This window comes from Arthrobacter sp. P2b, from assembly GCF_900168295.1.
Classification (GTDB): Bacteria; Actinomycetota; Actinomycetes; order Actinomycetales; family Micrococcaceae; genus Arthrobacter.
In genome coordinates, this window is record NZ_FVZL01000001.1 from 858,196 (window position 1) to 876,705 (window position 18,510).

Genomic DNA, 18,510 nt, shown 5'->3' on the forward strand with positions numbered 1-18,510 from the left:
CGTACTTGCCACATCCTAGGCTACCGCCAGCCTGGGCAGTGGCAGTCCCACCGGGCACCGGCCGCCGGAGGATAAGACATTACCCGCCAGTAACTTACCGGGACGTAAGTTATTCTGGAGCGATGAAGAGCGACTCTCCGGATACCCCGCACGTGCCGGAGCCGAAGAGACATCCGGCGGAAGCAAACCCCGAAACCGGTGCGGTGGACGACGCTGCAGTCAGGCTCGCTGAGCTGCTGATGATCAAGCCAAAGTGGCGCGGCTGGATCCATACCGTCACAGCACCGCTGGCCCTCATCGCCGGGATTGTCCTGGTGGCACTGGCTCCGACGCCGGACCGCAAGATCACATCAGCCATCTACGCCGCCACCGGCGTGCTGCTCTTCGGGATCAGCGCCGTTTACCACCGCGGCAACTGGTCCCCCGGCGTAAAGATGGTCCTCAAGCGGCTGGACCACACCAACATCATGCTGGTGATCGCGGGCAGCTATACACCGCTGGCCTGGACCCTCCTGGACCGTCCGCAGGCGGTCCTGCTGCTGTGGGTCATCTGGTCCGGAGCCATCCTTGGCGTGCTGTTCCGGCTCCTGTGGACGGACGCGCCGCGGTGGCTGTACGTTCCCATCTACATTGCGCTGGGTTGCGGCGCCTTGTTTTACCTTCCGCAGTTCTTCCAGGCCAGCGTTCCGTCAGCCGTGCTGATCTGCGTCGGCGGCGCCCTCTACATTGCCGGCGCAATCTTCTACGCCCTGAAGAAACCGAACATCAGCTACCACCACTTCGGCTTCCACGAGCTCTTCCACGCTTTCACCGTTTTTGCCTTCGCGGCCCACTTCACGGCCATCACCCTGGCAGTGCTGGGCTGAGCTGCGGCAGGCGGAAAGCGGAGAGTCCGGGCGCCTTACTCCCGCGGCCGGGACTGGCCGGGGGCAATGCCGTTCCCGTCGCCGTCGGACCGGCCGGGTTCGGGGGCATTGAGCCCGTCCTGGGCGTCGGACGCCTGCACGTCGGCGGCGGCAGCGGCCGCAAGGCGGTCCTCCTCCACCTGGGCACGGTACCGCACCCTGCGGATCCGCCGCACCATGTCGACGATCAGCAGTGCGGTGGCCACCACGAAGAAGGCAGTCATGATGAAGCCCAGGAGGCCCGGCGTCACCTGATCCTCCGAGATACCTTCCCGCAGAGTAGGGGTGGGCAGCGGTGTGGGGGTTGTGGCCAGGCTGAGGAGCAGACGATGCACGTTTAAAACCTTCTGTGGAACGGGTTGCAGCAGGCGGCGGACAGCACGGCCACAGGGCCTGAACCTATCTTCTACGCGGCATAGAAATTGCCTGCGGTTCTATCTTAGCCCCGCGAACAGATCCTTTTCCGGGAGCTCCGAGGGTACCCGGGAGCGGATCAGCGAGTAGTCCTCCCACGGCCAGGCGCGCCGCTGCATCTCAGCGGAGACGGCAAAGAAGAACCCCAGCGGATCCACCTGCGTCCGGTGGGCCCGGAGGGCGTCGTCGCGCACTTCGAAGAAATCCCCGCAGTCCACCTGCGTGGTGGTGGGGTGCGGAGCCGGCGGCGGGGTGTGCCCCTCGGCGTCGGACTCCAGCCACGCGGCCAGGCGCTCGGCGTACGGGGACTGCAGGCCGGCCTCTTCCAGCGCGAAGTGCAGCGCACGGAAACGCTCGGGGCTGAAGGCCCGGTCATAGTAGAGCTTGCTGGGTTCCCATGGATCCCCCGCCTCCGGGTACCGGGCGGGGTCGCCGGCGGAATCGAAGGCTTCAACAGCAACCCGGTGCGCCATGATGTGGTCCGGGTGGGGGTACCCGCCGTTTTCGTCGTAGCTGAGGATGACGTGGGGCTTGAAGGACCGCACCAGCCTCACCAGCGGTGCTGCAGCATGGTGCAGGGGCAGGGTGGCGAAGGAACCGGAAGGCAGCGGAGGCAGCGGGTCGCCCTCGGGGAGCCCGGAATCAACAAAACCCAGCCAGCGTTGCCTGATGCCCAATATGGCGGCGGCCCGGTCCATTTCCAGCCGCCTGGCCCCTGCCATGTCCCGCTTCGGGTGGGGTTCGCCCTCCACCGCGGGGTTTTGGATGTCCCCGCGGGAACCGTCCGTGCACGTGGCAACCATGACATCCACGCCAGAGGCGGCATACATGGCCATGGTCGCAGCGCCCTTGCTGGATTCATCATCCGGGTGGGCGTGGACTGCGAGCAGCCGTAGCGGTGCCGGGGAGTTGCTGGACGCTGTCATGGAAGGACGGCTCCTAATTCATCTTTTGCCAAGTGCTGCTGAATGGACGGGGAACGGGGGTGGACTGCTGCCGGTCGCCGCTGCAACCGGCCCCGGCGGAAAGGGCACTAAACTGGTCTGGTGACTTCCCCGGACCAGCCGGCTCCAACCGCGCCCGCAGACACTAGCCTAGCCAATCGCTATGGTGCTAAAAAGCGCGGCTTGACGCCCGCCGCCAAGCGCACCATTGCGGGCGTGGCCCTGGCCGGAGGAATCGGCTTCATGGCGTGGGTTTCAACGTCCAACTCGCTGACGGACGTCACGTTCAAGGACGTGGGATACACCACTCCCGATGCCACCCTTGCTGAGGTGGACTTCCAGGTGACCCGCGAGCCGGGGACCGCCGTCAAGTGCGCCGTCAAGGCGCTCGATTCAAAGTACGCGGTGGTCGGCTGGAAAGTGGTGGACATTCCCGCGGACGCAGCGGAAGGAACGGCCGACGGCGGCAGGACAGTTTCGCAGCGGGTGGCCGTGCGCACCGAGTCGCTTTCCGTGTCCGGCGTGGTGGACAGCTGCTGGATAGCTGACGGAACAGCGTAAGACATGTGATGTGCGCCGCTCCATTGTTGGGTTAAGTCCGGGGGATTGACTACAATGGAGCAATACCTTTACCCCGCTGAGCTGGTTGCTGTTCCACAAGTGGCCACCGTGGCGGGGTCTTTTGCATGTAGGACCATTAGAGGAGAAGTCCGTGTCTACCACCAACAGCGCAGCTGCAGCCTGGCTCACCCAGGAAGCTTTTGACCGCCTGAAGGCAGAGCTGGACCACCTTTCCGGCGCTGGCCGGGCGGAGATCGTCCAGAAGATTGAAGCAGCCCGGCAGGAGGGTGACCTTAAGGAGAACGGCGGCTACCACGCTGCCAAGGAGGAACAGGGCAAGATCGAAGCCCGCATCCGCCAGCTCACGGCGCTGCTCCGCGACGCCCATGTGGGCGAGGCTCCTGCAGACGACGGAATCGTTGAGCCCGGCATGATCGTCGTCGCGAGGATCGCAGGCGACGAAGAGACCTTCCTCCTGGGCTCGCGTGAAATCGCCGGCGACTCGGACCTGGACGTCTTCAGCGAAAAGTCACCGCTGGGTGCGGCCATCCTTGGCCACAAGGAAGGCGACACGCTGAGCTACGTTGCTCCCAACGGCAAGGACATCAAGGTGGAGATCCTGTCCGCCAAGCCGTACGCAGGCTAGTTTCCCGCGCACCAAAAGCGCCGGCCGTCCCCTGGGGACGGCCGGCGCTCTTCGTTTATTGGGTCATTCGGGGATGCCGTTACGGCGTCCTGCCGGTCCGCGGGCGCAGGAGCAGGGCCGCCACCACTCCCCCGGCCGCGCCGCCCAGGTGGGCCTGCCAGGAGACGAAGCCGGCCACGATGGGCAGGACTCCCAGAAGGATGCTTCCGTAACCCATGAAGAGGACCACGGCCAACAGGATTTGGCGCCAGCTCCGGTTGAAGAAGCCGCGGACAAGCAGGAATGAAAACAGCCCGAAGACGAGGCCTGACGACCCCACGGTGATGCCGCCGTCGCCGATCAGCCACACGGTAAGGCCGGATCCCAGCCAGCTGAATGCCAGCGCCGTCAGGAACACCCGGAGGCCCGAGAGGAACACCAGGAAGCCAAAGATGATCAGCGGCAGGCTGTTGGACAGCAGATGGTTCAGGTTCGCGTGCAGGAGCGGAAACGTGAAGATGTCCAGCAGCCCGTCAGCGCTGCGCGGCCGCAGGCCGAACGTGCTGTTAAGCGAACGCAGCATCACCATGTTGAACAGCTCAATAACAAACAGCAGGACCACGAAGGCGCCCAATACCAGGAGGCCGCCTTTGGCCCTTGCGGCCACGGTCTGCCGCTGCCCGAAACCCATCAGCCCGGCCATGGCGCGTCCTAATGCACCACGATTGGCTGGAAGCCTTCGGCACGGAGCGCGCTGAGGACCTGCTCACCGTGCTGGTGACCCTTGGTTTCGAGGTTCACCGTGATGGAGACGTCCCCCATGCTGATGGAGCCGCCTACCCGGGTATGGTCAAGGCCCGTCACGTTGGCATCGTTCTCCGCAATGATCCTGGCGATGGTGGCCAGTGAGCCCGGGCGGTCGTCCAGCATCATGCGGACGGTCATATAACGCCCCGCGGCGGAAAGGCCGCGCTGGATGACCTTGAGCATCAGCATCGGGTCGATATTGCCGCCGGAAAGAACCACTGCGGTGGTTCCGGGATTTTCGATTTTGCCGTCCATGAGTGCTGCCACTCCTACGGCCCCGGCGGGTTCCACCACCATCTTGGCCCGTTCCAGCAGGAAGATCAGCGCACGGGCCAGCGAGTCTTCGCTGACGGTGACCACGTCATCCACCAGTTCGCGGATGATGCTGAACGGCAGCTGGCCGGGACGCCCCACGGCAATGCCGTCCGCCATGGTGGACACCTTCTTCAGGGGTACCAGCGCGTCAGCCGCCAACGACGGCGGGTAGGCTGCGGCGTTTTCCGCCTGGACGCCAATGATGCGGATTTCCCGGCCCAGCTCCTTTGCCCGCGCCTTGATGGCGACGGCGACACCGGCCAGCAGCCCGCCGCCGCCGACGCCCATCAGGACCGTATCCACGTTGGGCACCTGTTCCAGGATCTCAAGGCCCAGGGTGCCCTGGCCGGCAACAACATCCACATTGTCAAAGGGGTGGACGAACACCGTGCCGGTCTCGTTGCTGTAGCGTTGGGCTTCCGCGAGCGCTTCGTCGACATTGTGGCCGTGCAGGATCACTTCGGCGCCGTGGCTGCGGGTGGCAGCAAGCTTCGGCAGCGCGACGCCCAGCGGCATGTAGATCCGGGCTTTGATGCCCAGGCTCTTGGCGGCCACGGCCACGCCTTGGGCATGGTTGCCGGCCGATGCCGCCACAACTCCCCGCTTCTTCTCCTCCGGGGACAGCCGGGCCATGCGCACGTAGGCGCCCCGGACCTTGAACGATCCTGCCCGCTGCAGGTTTTCGCACTTGAAGTACACGTCGCCGCCCACCATGGCCCCCAGGGCCCTGGACGATTCCACAGGCGTGCGCGCAATAATCCCGTCAAGCAGCTTCTGCGCCTCCAGGACATCGTCCAGTGTGACGGGAAGGGTTTCAAGGATGTTCACGGACTATTCTCCTCTGGATTCGTCCCCGGTGCCCCGCTCCGCTGAGGTGCGGGCATCAGGATGTTCTGCTGTCGTGCCGGTAACGGCGTCCCTGCCGCGCTGGATCGGCTCCGGCGGCTCGACGTGCTTAATCGTGTTGTCCGCCGGCGGGCCAGCCACCAGCGGCGTTGCCGGCACTTGTTCATGTTCCCACGTTCTGGCGGCAATGTAGCGAATGGCGGAATTTGCGACGGCGAGGATGGGCACCGAGAACAGGGCGCCGGGGATGCCGGCCAGGTAGGAACCCGCGGCCACGGACAGGATGACGGCCACCGGGTGCAGCGCTACGGCCTTGCCCATGACGAGGGGCTGCAGGATGTGGCTTTCCAGTTGCTGGACCAGCAGCACGATGGCCAGCATGATCAGGGCGTTCACCGGGCCGTTGGCCACCAGGGCCAGCAGCACGGCGATGGCGCCCGTGACCAGGGCACCAACAATCGGAATGAACGAGCCTATGAACACGAGCACGCTCAGCGGAAGCGCCAGCGGAACGCCGATGATGGCCGCTCCCACGCCGATGCCCACCGCATCCACGAACGCAACGAACATCTGGATGCGGGCGTAGCTCACCATGGATGACCAGCCCTTGCGCCCGGCCCCAAACGTTGCGGCCCTGGCCTTTTTGGGAAGCAGCCGCACCAGGAACGCCCAGATCCTGTCCCCTTCCAGCAGGAAGAAGATCAGGACGAAGAGCGCAAGGATGAGTCCCGCGGCAAAATGCCCTGCAGTGCTGCCGAAGGAAAGGGCCCCGCTGAGGATGCTGCTGCTGTTGTCCTGCAGCGCGGTACTTGCTTCCTGCAGGTACTGGTCAATCTGGTCTGCGGTCAGGTGGAGGGGCCCCTCTGACAGCCAGTCCTGGATCTGCCTTATTCCGGTCAGCGCCTCGGACCAGAGTTCCCCGAAACCGACGATGAGCTGCCTGCCCACCAGCGCCAGCGCTCCCGCAATCAGGCCCAGGAAGCCCAGCACGGTGATGGCTACGGCCAGGCCTGCCGGCACCCGGTCGCGCTTGAGCCACCCCACCACCGGGTTCAAGAGGCCGGCCAACAGAGCGGCCACCATGACGGGGATGATGAGGAAGCTGATCCCCCTCAGCAGCCAAACCAGGGCCCCGCCCACCAGGAGGATGAGTCCAAGCCGCCATGCCCACGATGCGGCGATCCGGATTCCATAGGGAATGTCCTGGTCCAGTTCACGGTCCGTTCGAACCCTCAACGGCGGCACGGCAGCAGGCTGTTGCTGCAATGGGGATGGGCTGGTGGGCGGTACGGGATCCCCGGTTGGCGTCATAGCCTAATACTTCCCCAGCCGTCCCCTAATGGGAAACTGCTATCCGGCCCCACCAGGGCTGTAGTCAATTCCCCACTCAATGGTGAAGGATTCGCCCGGCGCCAGCCAGCGGAGGCCGTCGCCGGAGTTGAAGGCGTTGGCAGGTCCGGTCATGGGTTCGACGGCGACTGCGCGGCTGCGGCCGGGGTACAGGGTGCTCACATAGACGTGGACATATCCGCATGCTTCGTCCTGCCAGAGGCTCACGCTCTGCCCGTCAGCCGAGGCAAGGGTGTGCCGGGCTTTGCCTGCTTCACGCTGCAGGTCCGTGAGGGCAACATCAACACTGAGGTCGGCGATATTCTTGCCCGCCCGGAAGTCCGTATCCCCCTCTACGGGAGCGCTGCTGCGGGGAATGAGGCGTTCATCCACCAGCAGTTGGGTATCGGCGGCAACCGTCAGCACCAGTTCCTCGATGGGCGAGTCACCCAGGCGGAGGTACGGGTGGGCGCCCAGGACAAAGGGGGCGGATGCCTTGGCGTGGTTGGTCAGGGTCTGGCGCACCACCAGCCCCAGGTCATCGTTTATCAGGTACTGGACGCGGTGCCGCGCCAGGAAGGGGTAGCCGTGCTGCGGAAAGATGGTTGCTTCCAGGGAGACGGAGTGCTGTGACTCGTCTACCAGAGCGTAGGCGGCATTGCGGAGCAGGCCGTGGCTTGCGTTGTTCCGGGACACTTCGGTGATGTCCAGCTGCTGCTTCTTGCCATCAAGGAACCACGTTCCGTCCTCCACCCGGTTGGCCCAGGGCGCCAGCGTAATTCCCGTTGCGCCGGGCGGGATCTGGTCATCGCCGTAAGTCTCCGTCAGGAGCACATTTCCCCTGGTGAACGAGCGGAGGCCGGCGGCAAGTTCGGTGACGACAGCCAATGCGTCGCCGCGCCGGAGCTCGTACTGCCGGCCCGTCGCGTAGGCCTGGGCGTTGGAACCGGCAAGGGAATCCTGGGAGGAAGTCGATGTCATGGGCATTACCGTACCGCGGCCACGCCGGGTCCCTCCAGCCCAACATGTTGTCTTTTGTTGTTAACTATTCTTTTTTGAGCGAATGTGCGACACTTCTTCTATGACAGGGACCACCAGCACCAGACTTTCGGACGGCCGGGAGCTGATTTATTTCGATGACGCCGGCACCAGCACCCCGCGTGCAGCCGAGTTCACCACCGACCACCGTGGCCTGCCTCCGCGCGGTGAACCGGGAGAAATCCGCTTCGACGCTTTGACTGAAGAATGGGTGGCCGTCGCTGCCCACCGGCAGTCCCGGACCCACCTTCCTCCCGCAGACCAGTGCCCCATCTGCCCCACCACCGGCAGCAACCCCTCGGAAATTCCGGCTGCCGATTACGATGTGGTGGTCTTCGAGAACCGCTTCCCGTCCCTCGGCCCGGCCGTCGGCCCCGTCCCGGACCAGGCCGCGTGGGGAACAAAGGGTCCGGCCTATGGCCGCTGCGAGGTGGTGTCCTTTACGCCCGAGCACACAGGTTCCTTCAGCGGGCTCAGCGAGGTCCGCTCCCGCACGGTGATCGAGGCCTGGGCACAGCGGACCGCCGCCCTGAGCGCATTGCCCGGGATCAAACAGGTATTCCCGTTTGAAAACCGTGGCGCGGATATCGGTGTCACCCTGCACCATCCCCACGGCCAGATCTACGCCTACCCCTATGTCACTCCCCGGGCGGGCGTCCTGGGCGCAGCTGCACGCAAGTTCTACGATGCGCAGGACGGCCGGGAGACCCTGACCGGCTCACTGCTGAGGGCGGAGCGCGAGGATGGCAGCAGGATGGTCATGGAAGGCGAGAACTTCAGTGCCTACGTCCCGTTCGCGGCCCGCTGGCCGCTGGAAATCCATCTGGTTCCGCACCGCCACGTTCCGGACCTGGCGGCCCTGAGCGGAGAAGAGAAGGATGAACTGGCGCACGTCTACCTCGATCTGCTCAAACGCCTGGATGCCCTGTATCCCACTCCCACGCCGTACATTTCCGCCTGGCACCAGGCTCCCCTGGAGCCGGCGCTGCGCGCTGCGGGCTATCTGCACCTGCAGCTCACCTCACCCCGGCGTGCTGCCGATAAGCTGAAGTACCTTGCCGGTTCGGAGGCAGCGATGGGTGCTTTCATCAATGACACCACCCCGGAAAGCGTGGCCGAACGCCTGCGCGCCGTCTCCGTTCCGCCGTCCGCCGCCTTCCCGGCCGTCCTGGCCGCCGCGCCCGAAGGAGCCCCCGCGTGAGCACTGCACCTGACCCCCTCGCCGCCGCAGCCGGCACCCAGGACCTCGCCGCCCGGTTCACGCACGAGTTCGGGAGCGCTCCTGCCGGCATCTGGCAGGCACCGGGGCGCGTCAACCTGATCGGCGAGCATACGGACTACAACGACGGCTTTGTCCTGCCTTTTGCCATCGACCGCACTGCCCGGGTGGCCGTTGGAGTGCGCTCCGATTCCACGGCCCGGTTGCTGTCCACCTACGGCGACCAGGGCATTGTCACCACCACGCTTGACTCCCTCGAGCCCGGCGCCGCCAAGGGCTGGACAAAGTACCCGCTCGGCGTCATCTGGGCGCTCCGCAGGCGCGGTATCGATGTGCCGGGCATCGACCTCCTGCTGGACTCGAACGTCCCCCTCGGGGCCGGGCTTTCCTCGTCCCACGCCATCGAATGCGCCGTCATCACCGCCCTGAACGAACTGACCGGCGCAGGACTGGAGGCGCAGGAGATGGTCCTGGCCACCCAGCAGGCCGAAAATGACTTCGTGGGAGCCCCCACCGGAATCATGGACCAGTCAGCGTCACTGCGCGGTTCACAGGGCCATGCGGTGTTCCTGGACTGCCGGGACCAGACCGCCCGGCTGGTTCCCTTCGAGACGGAGCCCGCCGGCCTGGTATTGCTCGTCATCGACACCAAGGTTTCACACTCGCACTCTGACGGCGGCTATGCCTCGCGGCGTGCGTCATGCGAGCTCGGCGCCCAGGTCCTGGGTGTTAAGGCACTGCGTGATGTACAGGTGGGAGACTTGGAGGAAGCCAGCGGACTCCTGGACGAAGTGACGTTCCGGCGGGTTCGGCATGTTGTCACCGAAAACGACCGGGTCCTCCAAACCGTGGAACTTCTCGCGGAGCAGGGCCCGTCAGCCATCGGACACCTGCTGGATGCGAGCCACGCTTCCATGCGCGACGACTTTGAGATCTCCTGCCCCGAGCTGGACCTCGCCGTGGATACGTCGCGGGCCAGTGGCGCACTTGGCGCCCGAATGACCGGCGGCGGTTTCGGTGGAGCGGCGATCGCGCTCACCCCTGCCGGCTCCGAGCAAAAGGTGCGCGACGCCGTCGTACAGGCCTTTGCCCGGGCGGGCTTCACGGCACCGGACATTTTCACGGTTTCGCCTGCCGCGGGTGCCACGCGCATCGCGTAGGCGCCAAGACACTGGCGCAGGAACTAATGAAGGCCCCACCGTGAGGTGGGGCCTTCATTGTTAAGGAACAGACGACGACGGCGGCGCCGCCTGGGTGCTAGTCGTCCCCGCGCAGGATGGCCAGCAGGCGAATGATCTCTACGTACAGCCAGACCAGCGTGACGGTCAGGCCGAAAGCGGCCGTCCAGGAGAAGCGCTGCGGAGCACCGCTTCGGACGCCGGCTTCAATGCTGGTGAAGTCCATGACCAACGAGAAGGCCGCGAGGCCGATGGCCAGGATGCCGATGGCGATGCCGATGATGCCACTTCGCAGCCCGAACGGCTCAGTGGTCAGACCCGTCATCATCATGACGAGGTTCACCACGGAGAACAGCGCGTAGCCAACAATGGCGATCATAAAGAACTTCATGGCCTTTGGCGTGGCGCGTACCTTGCCGCTCTTGAAGAGGAGGAGCGTCACGGTGAAGACGGACAGCGTGCCGAGGACGGCCTGAAGCCCCACCCCCGGGTACATGGTGTCCAGGACCCGGGTGAGGCCGCCAAGGAAGAGGCCTTCCAGGCCTGCATAAGCAAGGATCAGTGCCGGTGAGGGCTGCTTCTTGAACGTGTTGACGAGGGCCAGAACGAAGCCGCCCAAGGCGCCGACGATCATGAGGAGTGACGCGAGGCCCATGCTGACGAACATTGTCACCGCGGCGCCGACGAGCAGCACGCCGAGGCAGGCTGCGGTCTTGACGATGACGTCGTCGAAGGTCATCCGGCCGGTGTCCGCCGGGCCTGCAGCAGGCTGGTTGTACATCTGCTGCAGCTGTTCGTCGGTCATGTTCTGCGGCTGGGCGTTCCAGCCCTGCTGGCCGTATGCAGGCTGGCCGTAGGGAACCTGGCCATAGGGCTGCTGGCCGTAAGGCCGTCCATAAGGGGCCTGGCCGTAGGGAGCGTTGCCGTAGGGAGCCTGCGGGACAGGCGGTGTCTGGGTGGCTCCACGGAAGCTCTTTCCGTTGAAGATCGGGTTGCCGCCAAGTGCCATTGCGGGATTCCTCCATTGTGGGTGTGATGTGAACCTTAAGGTTTACGCTACCAATTTCCACGTCGATGCACCCTTGAAAGTTCCCGAATTCATCCCGGTGCAATGCAACCGTGACCCTGTTCGCGGCAGGAGCAGCTGCCCGTGTGGATCAAACGGGCTCGGAGGCTGCCCGGAAAACACCGTGACTCAACAAAGGTTTCTTGGGGAGTTCCGCCCGCTGCTGCCGTAAAGGGCTGCACAGTTGTTATCCGATCGCTACCATCAACGCCCTGACCAAGGCATTTGCGGGTTCTTGCGCGCTGTAGCATAAGCCAAGCAGGGTGACGGAACTCACACGCGTGACGGCGCCGGGCCAGATGGCGCCTCCCAACCTTGCATCCGTTCGCAGCGGCTGCAACGGCGCAGCCGGGACCGCCCCCAAGTGGAGGTTATCAATTTGAGAAGTACACCCCAAGGCCTGCCGGCAAGAGGACGCCGAGGGTTGCTGAGACTGTTGGGAGCCATCAGTGCTTCCATCCTGGCAATCCTCCTGGTGGCCGCCCCGGCGTCCCAGGCCACTTCCCCGTCACCGACACCATCCCCGTCGAACCAGACCTTCCAGAACAACATCAGTGGATTCCTCCGCGATGACACCCGCGCTCCCCTGGCGGACGTGACCATCACCGCAACAAAGGGCGACTTCACGGGCACTGCCAAGTCAGCGGTGAATGGCTCCTGGAACATCGGCGTACCCGAACAGGGCACGTACACCGTTGAGCTGGACGAATCCACCCTGCCTGAAGGCATCACGCTGGCCGAAGGCCAGGAAAACCCGCGCGATGTCACCTTCAGCCAGACCTCCAACCTGTCGGTGATTTTTGCGTTTGGCAAAGGCATCGTGGTCCAGCAGCAGGACTTTGGACAGAACCTCCTCAACCGCCTTGTGGCGGGGTTGAGCTTCGGGCTCCTCCTCGCCCTGGCCTCAGTTGGGCTGTCGCTGATTTTCGGCACCACCGGCCTGACCAACTTCGCCCACGGCGAGATGGTGACGCTGGGTGCCGTTCTGGTGTTCGCGTTCAACGCCATCGGCCTTCCGTTCTGGCTGGCACTGATCCTGTCCCTGCTGGGCGGCGGCCTTTTCGGGTATGCCCAGGACAGGGGCTTGTGGCGGCCGCTGCGTCGGCGCGGTACGGGCCTCGTGCCCATGATGATTGTCAGTATCGGCCTCGCCCTGGCCGTCCGCTACGTGATCCAGTTCTACTTCGGCGGCGCCACCCAACAGCTGCCGTTTGCCCAGAGCCCCGAAATCCAGCTGGGCCCGGTATCCATCTCGCCCAACAACCTCTGGTCGCTGGGCATCAGCGCAGTGGTGATCGCACTCATCGGCATTGTGCTGCTCAAGACCAGGCTCGGCAAGGCCACCCGTGCCGTGGCGGACAACCCCGCACTCGCCGCGGCCTCGGGCATCGATGTGGACGGCGTGATCCGGCTGGTATGGATCACCGGCGGCATGCTCGCATCCCTTGGCGGCATCCTGTGGGCCTACTACCGGCCCGGCGTCACCTTCGATATGGGCTCCGCCATCCTCCTCCTGATCTTCGCCGGCGTCACCCTCGGCGGACTCGGAACCGTCTTTGGCGCACTGATCGGATCCATCATCGTGGGCATCTTCGTGGAGCTGACAACCGTGTTCGGCCTCGCCGCCGACCTTAAGTACGTGGGAGCCCTGTTCATCATGATCGTTGTCCTCTTGTTCCGGCCACAGGGAATCCTGGGCCGACGCGAGCGCGTGGGTTAGGAGACAGCCATGGATTTTGGATTCATTCTTGCCAGCGCTGCCAGCGAAATTTTCAGCCCGACAACGGCCGCCTATGCACTGGCTGCCCTGGGCCTCGCCGTGCACTTCGGCTATTCCGGCCTGCTGAACTTTGGCCAGGCCGGCTTTATGGCGGTGGGGGCCTACGGATTTGCCATCTCCACCCTGACCTTCGGCGTGCCGTTCTTCGTTGGGCTGCTGATTGCCATCATCGCCTCGGCAATCTTTGCCCTGCTGCTCGGTATCCCCACGCTGAGGCTCCGGGCAGACTACCTGGCCATCGTTACCATCGCGGCCGCGGAAATTGTCCGGTACATCGTCACCACCAACCAGCTCACATCCGTGACCGGTTCCGCCAACGGGCTGGCGGCGTTCGAAGGCGGCTTCTACGCCATGAACCCCTTCCCCGAGGGCTCCTACTTCGGCATGAACAACCGCGACTTCTTCATCCGCGTGGTGGGCTGGGCACTGGTTGCCCTGTGCTGCACCCTCGTGTGGCTGTTGATGCGCAGCCCCTGGGGCCGTGTCCTGAAGGGCATCCGCGAGGATGAGAACGCCGTACGGTCCCTGGGCAAGAACGTCTACGCCTACAAGATGCAGGCACTGATCATCGGCGGTGTGCTCGGAGCCCTCGCAGGCATGATCTTCACCCTTCCCCGCGGAGCAGTGCAGCCGGCGAACTACGGCACCGAGCTGACGTTCTTCCTCTATACGTGCCTCCTCCTGGGCGGCCTGGGCACCGTCCTTGGCCCCGTCATCGGCGCCATGATCTTCTGGGTTGTCCTGTCACTGACCCAGGGCATCCTGTATGGCCTGATCGAGTCGGGCGCCGTCACGTGGCTGAACACCGTCCAGGCGGGACAGCTGCGCTACATCCTGGTTGGCGTCGCCCTGATGCTACTGATGATTTTCAGACCCCAGGGCGTCTTCGGAAACAAGAAGGAGCTGGCGTTCGCATGAGCATGCACAGCGAAGAACGAACAACTGCCGGCGGGGGCGAGCCGGATTACATGACAGACAACCGGCCCATCGCGGCCGGCGAAACCGGTCCCGGGTGCAAGAAGCGGGATCCCATTGTCGTCGCGGAGAACGTGACGCGAAGCTTCGGCGGCATCAACGCCGTGGACGTCGAATACCTGGAAATTCCCCGGCACAAAATCACGGCACTGATTGGTCCCAACGGTGCAGGCAAAACCACCCTCTTCAACCTGCTCACCGGATTTGATACGCCCAACAGCGGCAAGTGGCAGTTCGAGGGCCAAAGCATCGCCGGCGTATCGCCCTACAAGGTGGCACGCATGGGCATGGTGCGCACTTTCCAGCTCACCAAGGTCATGGGCAAGTTGACGGTCATGGAAAACATGCGGCTCGGCGCCTCCAACCAGCCCGGTGAACGCCTTTCCAAGGCCCTTTTCAAGGGCATGTGGGGCGGCCGCGAGAAAGAGATCACCGCCCAGGCCAACGTCCTGCTGGAGAAGTTCAAGCTCGACGCCAAAAAGGATGATTACGCGGCCTCCCTTTCCGGCGGCCAGCGCAAGCTTCTGGAGATGGCGCGGTCCCTCATGGTCCGGCCCAGGCTGGTGATGCTGGACGAGCCCATGGCAGGCGTCAACCCGGCGTTGACGCAGTCGCTGCTGGACCACATCAAGAACCTGAAGGCTGAGGGCATGACTGTCCTGTTCGTCGAACACGACATGCACATGGTCCGGCACATCGCGGATTGGGTTGTGGTCATGGCGGAAGGAAAAGTCGTCGCCGAAGGTCCCCCGGGCGAGGTGATGAAGAACCCTGCCGTCATCGACGCCTACCTGGGCGCCCACCATGACGTCGACCTGGGCGACTCCGAGGGCATCAAGGAGCTGGCTGCCGAACTGGTGGCTGACGAAGAGTCCGTTGTCGGAACCGAAAACGCCGGAATCATCTCCCTGGACGTTGTGGCCGACGAGGCCGAAAACCAGCGGAGGCGTGGCGTCCCGGAGGGCGAAGCGTCCGGCGGCCGGCATGGAAGTACGGACAGGGACATCAGCGGGAAAGACCGCACAGAGAGGGACAGCCAATGAGCAGCAGCACCAGCGCGGCACCCGCCGCCCAGCCCGTCGCCGACGGCGGGGCCGTGGTCAAGGTCACGGACCTCGTGGCGGGTTACCTGCCCGGCGTCAACATCCTCAACGGCTGCAGCATCGAGGCCCGCAAAGGCGAGCTGATCGGCATCATCGGACCGAACGGCGCCGGCAAGTCAACACTCCTGAAGGCCATGTTCGGCCTGGTGAAGGTCCATTCGGGCACGGTCGTGGTCCGCGGGCAGGACATCACGGGGCTGAAGGCAAACAAACTGGTTTCCCGCGGGGTGGGCTTCGTCCCGCAGACCAACAACGTGTTTGCCACGCTGACCATCGAGGAGAACCTCCAGATGGGCATGTTCCAGAGGCCCAAGGACTTCGCCGAGCGGTTCGACTTTGTCACCGGCCTGTTCCCTGAGCTTGGAAAGCGCCGTGCCCAGCGGGCCGGGTCGCTCTCCGGCGGCGAGCGGCAGATGGTGGCGATGGGACGGGCCCTGATGATGGATCCGGCCGTGCTGCTGCTGGATGAGCCCTCGGCAGGCCTCTCCCCCGTCAAGCAGGACGAGACGTTCCTGCGCGTGCACGAGATCAACCGTGCCGGCGTGTCCGTGATCATGGTGGAACAGAACGCCCGCCGCTGCCTGCAGATCTGCGACCGCGGCTACGTCCTGGACCAGGGCCGGGATGCCTACACCGGCACCGGCCGTGAACTGATGAAGGACCCCAAGGTCATCCAGCTCTACCTGGGTACCCTGGCCGACACCGTCGAGTAGCGCCACACATCACAACACAAGGGAGCCCCCGTCCGGTTGGACGGGGGCTCCCTTTGGTTCAGGAAGGATTCCTAGAGCTTGCCGAACTCTTCCTTGACTGCGGTGTACTTGTTGTCATCCTGGTACTCGTAGATGCCGATGTAGGCTTCCGTCGGGTCGCCGGCGTCGGAGAAGGTGACGGGTCCGGACTGGCCGTCGTAGTCGGCGTCCTTGCCCTCACGGATCAGCGTGACGCAGGCTGCGAAGGAGGTGCATTTCTCGCCGCCCTCGGAGACTTCCTTGAGCTTGCCGGCGATATCCACGCCCTTGGTGCTTCCGGCGGATTCCGCTGCCAGTGCGATGAGGTTGACGGCGTCGTAGGACTCGCCTGCGTAGCTGTAGTCCTTCAGTGCCGGGTCAATGGCCAGCAGCTTCTTCTTGAACTCCTCCTGGGCAAACGTGCCCGGGATGGTGCCCCGCGCGCCCTTCAGGGTGCCCGGCTGGAAGTCCTTGCTGTAATCGGACGTGTTGCCGTCCACGAGGAACATCTGGGTGGGCAGGACACCCTTGCCGGTCATCAGCGGAACGATGCTCTTGGCCTGGTCGAATGTGATCAGGGCGATGGCATCAGGCTTCGCGGCGATGATCTTGTCCACCTGGCTGCTGAACTGGGTGTCGCCCTCATTGAAGAGCTCCTCCGCCACAACCTGGCCGCCGGCAGCCTCGAAGGCGGACTTGACGTTGGACGCCAGGCCCGTGCCGTAGGCATCGTTCAGGACGATCATGCCAACGGTCTGCGCACCACATGTAGCCATGTAGTTGCCCAGCACCTTGCCCTGGAGGACGTCGGAGGGAGCCGTACGCCAGTACAGGCCCTTGTCGTCCCAGGTGGTGAAGTCCGGCGAGGTGTTGGCCGGCGAGAAGTGAACGACGCCGGCGCCGGTGATCTGGTTGATGACCGTCTTGGAGACGCCGGAGGAGGCGGCACCGATGATGGCGCTGACGCCCTGGCCCAGCAACGCGGACGTGGACTGGGTGGCGATGTCGGTCTTGGTGTCACCGGAGTCGCGGTGGATCACTTCGATCGGCTTGCCCAGCACGCCGCCGGCCTTGTTGACCTCGTCAACACCAAGGTTGACGCCGGCAATTTCGGGCGGGCCGAGGAAGGCCAGGGATCCGGTGGTGGGCAGCAGTGAACCCAGCCGAAGCGGGGTTTCGGTGGTGCCGGTGGAGGCCGGGACGGAGCCTGATTCCGCAGTCTGGCTGGCGGCTGCGCCTCCGCCGCCTTCAGGTGCCGGGCAGGCGATTCCGCCCGCTGATCCGGTGGCGGTTTCGGACGCCGTTGGTGTGGACGAACCGCCGCAAGCCGTCACCATGAAGGCGACGCCGATGCCAAGCGCTGTCAGCTTGGCAACACGGGTTCCCGCCTGGGGGAATAAAGTCATTTACAAGCTCCTCGATCTAAAGGTGCGAACGGCCTTTGACGCGAAAAATCAGGTGTTCCTGATTTAGCTTCAAGCTAATGCATATCCCCGGCGAAGATAAGTGACTGAGGTCACATCCTTATAACAGTCGTTGCATATGTGGAATTAAACGGGGGAAGCCGCCCGCAGCGCGGACGGCCTCCTGCCAGGCAGCGCCTTGGCCGCCGGCATCTCCTAAGTACCCCAGGTGGGACTCGAACCCACAACACGCGGATTTTAAGTCCGCTGCCTCTGCCAATTGGGCTACTGGGGCAACGGGTCAATGGTATCCCGTCAGAGGAGCATGAACGGTTCGGCATACCGGAACGTCCCGTGGACGCCGCCTGGCCAGAGGGCGAGCGGCAGGAGCTGGAAGTGATCCCCCCACGCGGCTTCCGGTGACTCCACGCCGAAGGAGGCTGCGGGAACAAACCCGAACCGGGAGTAGTAGTCAGGACTGCCCAGCAGGGCGATTCCGCTCTCCCCCGCAGCATTCGCCCTGGCGATGGTCTCCTTCATCAGTGCTGAACCTATCCCCTGCCGCTGCAGCCTGGGAGTTACGCCGATGGGGCCGAGTCCCAGGAGTTCGTGCTCCCCCACCCAGCCGCGGGTGCTGATCACGTGGCCAACGATTTCCCCGTCCAGGACTGCCACCACGCTGAACCCGGGGAGGTACTCCGTGGCATCGAAGAGTGCATGAAGCACTTTCACTTCCACCGGCTCGCCCTCTGCCGGCAGTCCCGTGGCCGGCGATATGGCGAAGGCTTCAGCGGTCAGGGCCAGGATGGCATCGCGGTCCTCCGGAGTTTCGTTCCGCAGCAGCAGTTCGGGCCGGGGCACATCACTGTATTGCGCCGAGAGCTCGGCCAGCACTTCAAGGGCCCGGGGTGCGTCAGCCACCGGCACCAGGAGGTGGTCATGGTGGAAACCGGCCAGGACATTGCAACTGATCCTTGCGTCGGTCAGGGCTTTGCTGACGGCGGCGGTCAAACCCACCGCTTCAAGGGCCGAGTGGATCTCCAGCGTGATCCACGCGCCCACGAAGTCGTAGGCCAGTCCCTGCCTGTCCGCCTCGGCCCGGGGCAGCACCACAGTGAGGCCTTCCGCTTCGCGTACTGCCGCCTCAATGCCGCCTGCCAGCGGGCGCCCGTGCGGCCAGAGGACGTAGACGTACTCCCCGCCTCGCTGTACGGGCCGCATTCCGGCCAGCAGGGTCTGCAGGTTCCTATCGCCAGTCATGAGGCCAGTCT

General features: G+C 64.5%; 18 protein-coding genes and 1 tRNA gene. 9 read left to right on the top strand and 10 right to left on the bottom strand.

Going from position 1 to position 18,510, the window contains the following annotated elements; translation table 11 throughout:
• The first annotated feature begins 122 nt into the window (after positions 1 to 122).
• Complete coding sequence (locus B5520_RS03775; RefSeq protein WP_254865449.1) at positions 123 to 866, top strand: PAQR family membrane homeostasis protein TrhA; 744 nt, start codon at positions 123 to 125, stop codon at positions 864 to 866.
• 35 nt (positions 867 to 901) lie between these two features.
• Here the strand turns inward: B5520_RS03775 and B5520_RS03780 are convergent, their stop codons facing one another.
• Positions 902 to 1,240, bottom strand: a complete 339-nt coding sequence (locus B5520_RS03780; RefSeq protein WP_079595695.1) for a hypothetical protein — start codon at positions 1,238 to 1,240, stop codon at positions 902 to 904.
• A gap of 99 nt (positions 1,241 to 1,339) precedes the next feature.
• On the bottom strand, positions 1,340 to 2,245 hold the full coding sequence (gene mca, locus B5520_RS03785) for a mycothiol conjugate amidase Mca (protein WP_079595696.1): 906 nt from the start codon (positions 2,243 to 2,245) through the stop codon (positions 1,340 to 1,342).
• A gap of 120 nt (positions 2,246 to 2,365) precedes the next feature.
• On the opposite strand from mca, the gene B5520_RS03790 reads away from it, so the two are divergent.
• Both B5520_RS03790 and greA read left to right on the top strand, forming a co-directional pair.
• Complete coding sequence (locus B5520_RS03790) at positions 2,366 to 2,824, top strand: DUF4307 domain-containing protein (protein ID WP_079595697.1); 459 nt, start codon at positions 2,366 to 2,368, stop codon at positions 2,822 to 2,824.
• A gap of 151 nt (positions 2,825 to 2,975) precedes the next feature.
• A complete protein-coding gene (gene greA, locus B5520_RS03795; protein ID WP_079595698.1) occupies positions 2,976 to 3,470 on the top strand; it encodes a transcription elongation factor GreA in 495 nt (164 codons plus the stop codon).
• 79 nt (positions 3,471 to 3,549) lie between these two features.
• On the opposite strand, the gene B5520_RS03800 is transcribed toward greA, so the two are convergent.
• From B5520_RS03800 to B5520_RS03815, 4 genes are read right to left on the bottom strand one after another with little or no spacing between them, the layout of a single operon-like run.
• Complete coding sequence (locus tag B5520_RS03800; protein WP_079595699.1) at positions 3,550 to 4,152, bottom strand: rhomboid family intramembrane serine protease; 603 nt, start codon at positions 4,150 to 4,152, stop codon at positions 3,550 to 3,552.
• A gap of 8 nt (positions 4,153 to 4,160) precedes the next feature.
• A complete protein-coding gene (gene ilvA / locus B5520_RS03805) occupies positions 4,161 to 5,399 on the bottom strand; it encodes a threonine ammonia-lyase (protein ID WP_079595700.1) in 1,239 nt (412 codons plus the stop codon).
• Positions 5,400 to 5,402: 3 nt separating this feature from the next.
• Positions 5,403 to 6,728, bottom strand: coding sequence for an AI-2E family transporter (locus B5520_RS03810; RefSeq protein WP_079595701.1), 1,326 nt, complete (start codon positions 6,726 to 6,728; stop codon positions 5,403 to 5,405).
• A gap of 39 nt (positions 6,729 to 6,767) precedes the next feature.
• Positions 6,768 to 7,727: an aldose 1-epimerase family protein gene (locus B5520_RS03815; RefSeq protein WP_079595892.1), complete on the bottom strand. Its 960-nt coding sequence runs from the start codon at positions 7,725 to 7,727 to the stop codon at positions 6,768 to 6,770.
• A gap of 100 nt (positions 7,728 to 7,827) precedes the next feature.
• Between B5520_RS03815 and galT the strand changes: the two genes are divergently transcribed.
• Together galT and galK are read left to right on the top strand one after the other, a co-directional pair.
• Positions 7,828 to 8,985, top strand: a complete 1,158-nt coding sequence (galT, locus tag B5520_RS03820; RefSeq protein ID WP_079595702.1) for a galactose-1-phosphate uridylyltransferase — start codon at positions 7,828 to 7,830, stop codon at positions 8,983 to 8,985.
• On the top strand, positions 8,982 to 10,163 hold the full coding sequence (galK, locus tag B5520_RS03825; protein ID WP_079595703.1) for a galactokinase: 1,182 nt from the start codon (positions 8,982 to 8,984) through the stop codon (positions 10,161 to 10,163). The genes galT and galK overlap by 4 nt, the downstream gene beginning before the upstream one ends.
• Positions 10,164 to 10,260: 97 nt before the next feature.
• Here the strand turns inward: galK and B5520_RS03830 are convergent, their stop codons facing one another.
• Positions 10,261 to 11,190 (bottom strand): Bax inhibitor-1/YccA family protein, encoded by a 930-nt coding sequence (locus B5520_RS03830; protein ID WP_079595704.1) that lies wholly within the window; start codon positions 11,188 to 11,190, stop codon positions 10,261 to 10,263.
• 481 nt (positions 11,191 to 11,671) lie between these two features.
• Here B5520_RS03830 and B5520_RS03835 point away from each other — a divergent pair, with 481 nt between their 5' ends.
• The 4 genes from B5520_RS03835 to B5520_RS03850 are packed head-to-tail and all read left to right on the top strand — an operon-like array spanning position 11,672 to position 15,818.
• Complete coding sequence (locus B5520_RS03835; RefSeq protein ID WP_254865451.1) at positions 11,672 to 12,967, top strand: branched-chain amino acid ABC transporter permease; 1,296 nt, start codon at positions 11,672 to 11,674, stop codon at positions 12,965 to 12,967.
• 9 nt (positions 12,968 to 12,976) lie between these two features.
• Complete coding sequence (locus B5520_RS03840; RefSeq protein ID WP_079595706.1) at positions 12,977 to 13,945, top strand: branched-chain amino acid ABC transporter permease; 969 nt, start codon at positions 12,977 to 12,979, stop codon at positions 13,943 to 13,945.
• Positions 13,942 to 15,045 carry an ABC transporter ATP-binding protein gene (locus B5520_RS03845; protein WP_079595707.1) on the top strand — a complete coding sequence of 368 codons (1,104 nt, stop codon included), beginning with the start codon at positions 13,942 to 13,944 and terminating at the stop codon, positions 15,043 to 15,045. Before B5520_RS03840 ends, B5520_RS03845 begins: the two co-directional genes overlap by 4 nt.
• Positions 15,042 to 15,818 (top strand): ABC transporter ATP-binding protein, encoded by a 777-nt coding sequence (locus tag B5520_RS03850; protein ID WP_079595708.1) that lies wholly within the window; start codon positions 15,042 to 15,044, stop codon positions 15,816 to 15,818. Before B5520_RS03845 ends, B5520_RS03850 begins: the two co-directional genes overlap by 4 nt.
• A 71-nt stretch (positions 15,819 to 15,889) precedes the next feature.
• Here the strand turns inward: B5520_RS03850 and B5520_RS03855 are convergent, their stop codons facing one another.
• From B5520_RS03855 to B5520_RS03865, 3 genes are all read right to left on the bottom strand, one after another.
• Complete coding sequence (locus tag B5520_RS03855) at positions 15,890 to 17,242, bottom strand: ABC transporter substrate-binding protein (protein WP_079595709.1); 1,353 nt, start codon at positions 17,240 to 17,242, stop codon at positions 15,890 to 15,892.
• Positions 17,243 to 17,460: 218 nt separating this feature from the next.
• A tRNA-Leu gene (locus tag B5520_RS03860) sits at positions 17,461 to 17,534 on the bottom strand.
• A gap of 20 nt (positions 17,535 to 17,554) precedes the next feature.
• Positions 17,555 to 18,499, bottom strand: a complete 945-nt coding sequence (locus tag B5520_RS03865; RefSeq protein WP_079595710.1) for an N-acetyltransferase — start codon at positions 18,497 to 18,499, stop codon at positions 17,555 to 17,557.
• Between the last annotated feature and the right edge of the window lie 11 nt (positions 18,500 to 18,510).

Excerpts from the sequence above, each read along its gene's own strand:
- B5520_RS03850 (WP_079595708.1), top strand. The coding sequence starts at position 15,042 with ATGAGCAGCAGCACCAGCGCGGCACCCGCCGCCCAGCCCGTCGCCGAC.
- B5520_RS03775 (WP_254865449.1), top strand. The coding sequence starts at position 123 with ATGAAGAGCGACTCTCCGGATACCCCGCACGTGCCGGAGCCGAAGAGA.
- galT (WP_079595702.1), top strand. The coding sequence starts at position 7,828 with ATGACAGGGACCACCAGCACCAGACTTTCGGACGGCCGGGAGCTGATT.
- B5520_RS03810 (WP_079595701.1), bottom strand. The coding sequence starts at position 6,728 with ATGACGCCAACCGGGGATCCCGTACCGCCCACCAGCCCATCCCCATTG.
- B5520_RS03815 (WP_079595892.1), bottom strand. The coding sequence starts at position 7,727 with ATGACATCGACTTCCTCCCAGGATTCCCTTGCCGGTTCCAACGCCCAG.
- B5520_RS03800 (WP_079595699.1), bottom strand. The coding sequence starts at position 4,152 with ATGGCCGGGCTGATGGGTTTCGGGCAGCGGCAGACCGTGGCCGCAAGG.
- B5520_RS03865 (WP_079595710.1), bottom strand. The coding sequence starts at position 18,499 with ATGACTGGCGATAGGAACCTGCAGACCCTGCTGGCCGGAATGCGGCCC.
- B5520_RS03855 (WP_079595709.1), bottom strand. The coding sequence starts at position 17,242 with ATGACTTTATTCCCCCAGGCGGGAACCCGTGTTGCCAAGCTGACAGCG.
- B5520_RS03830 (WP_079595704.1), bottom strand. The coding sequence starts at position 11,190 with ATGGCACTTGGCGGCAACCCGATCTTCAACGGAAAGAGCTTCCGTGGA.
- B5520_RS03840 (WP_079595706.1), top strand. The coding sequence starts at position 12,977 with ATGGATTTTGGATTCATTCTTGCCAGCGCTGCCAGCGAAATTTTCAGC.
- mca (WP_079595696.1), bottom strand. The coding sequence starts at position 2,245 with ATGACAGCGTCCAGCAACTCCCCGGCACCGCTACGGCTGCTCGCAGTC.
- B5520_RS03845 (WP_079595707.1), top strand. The coding sequence starts at position 13,942 with ATGAGCATGCACAGCGAAGAACGAACAACTGCCGGCGGGGGCGAGCCG.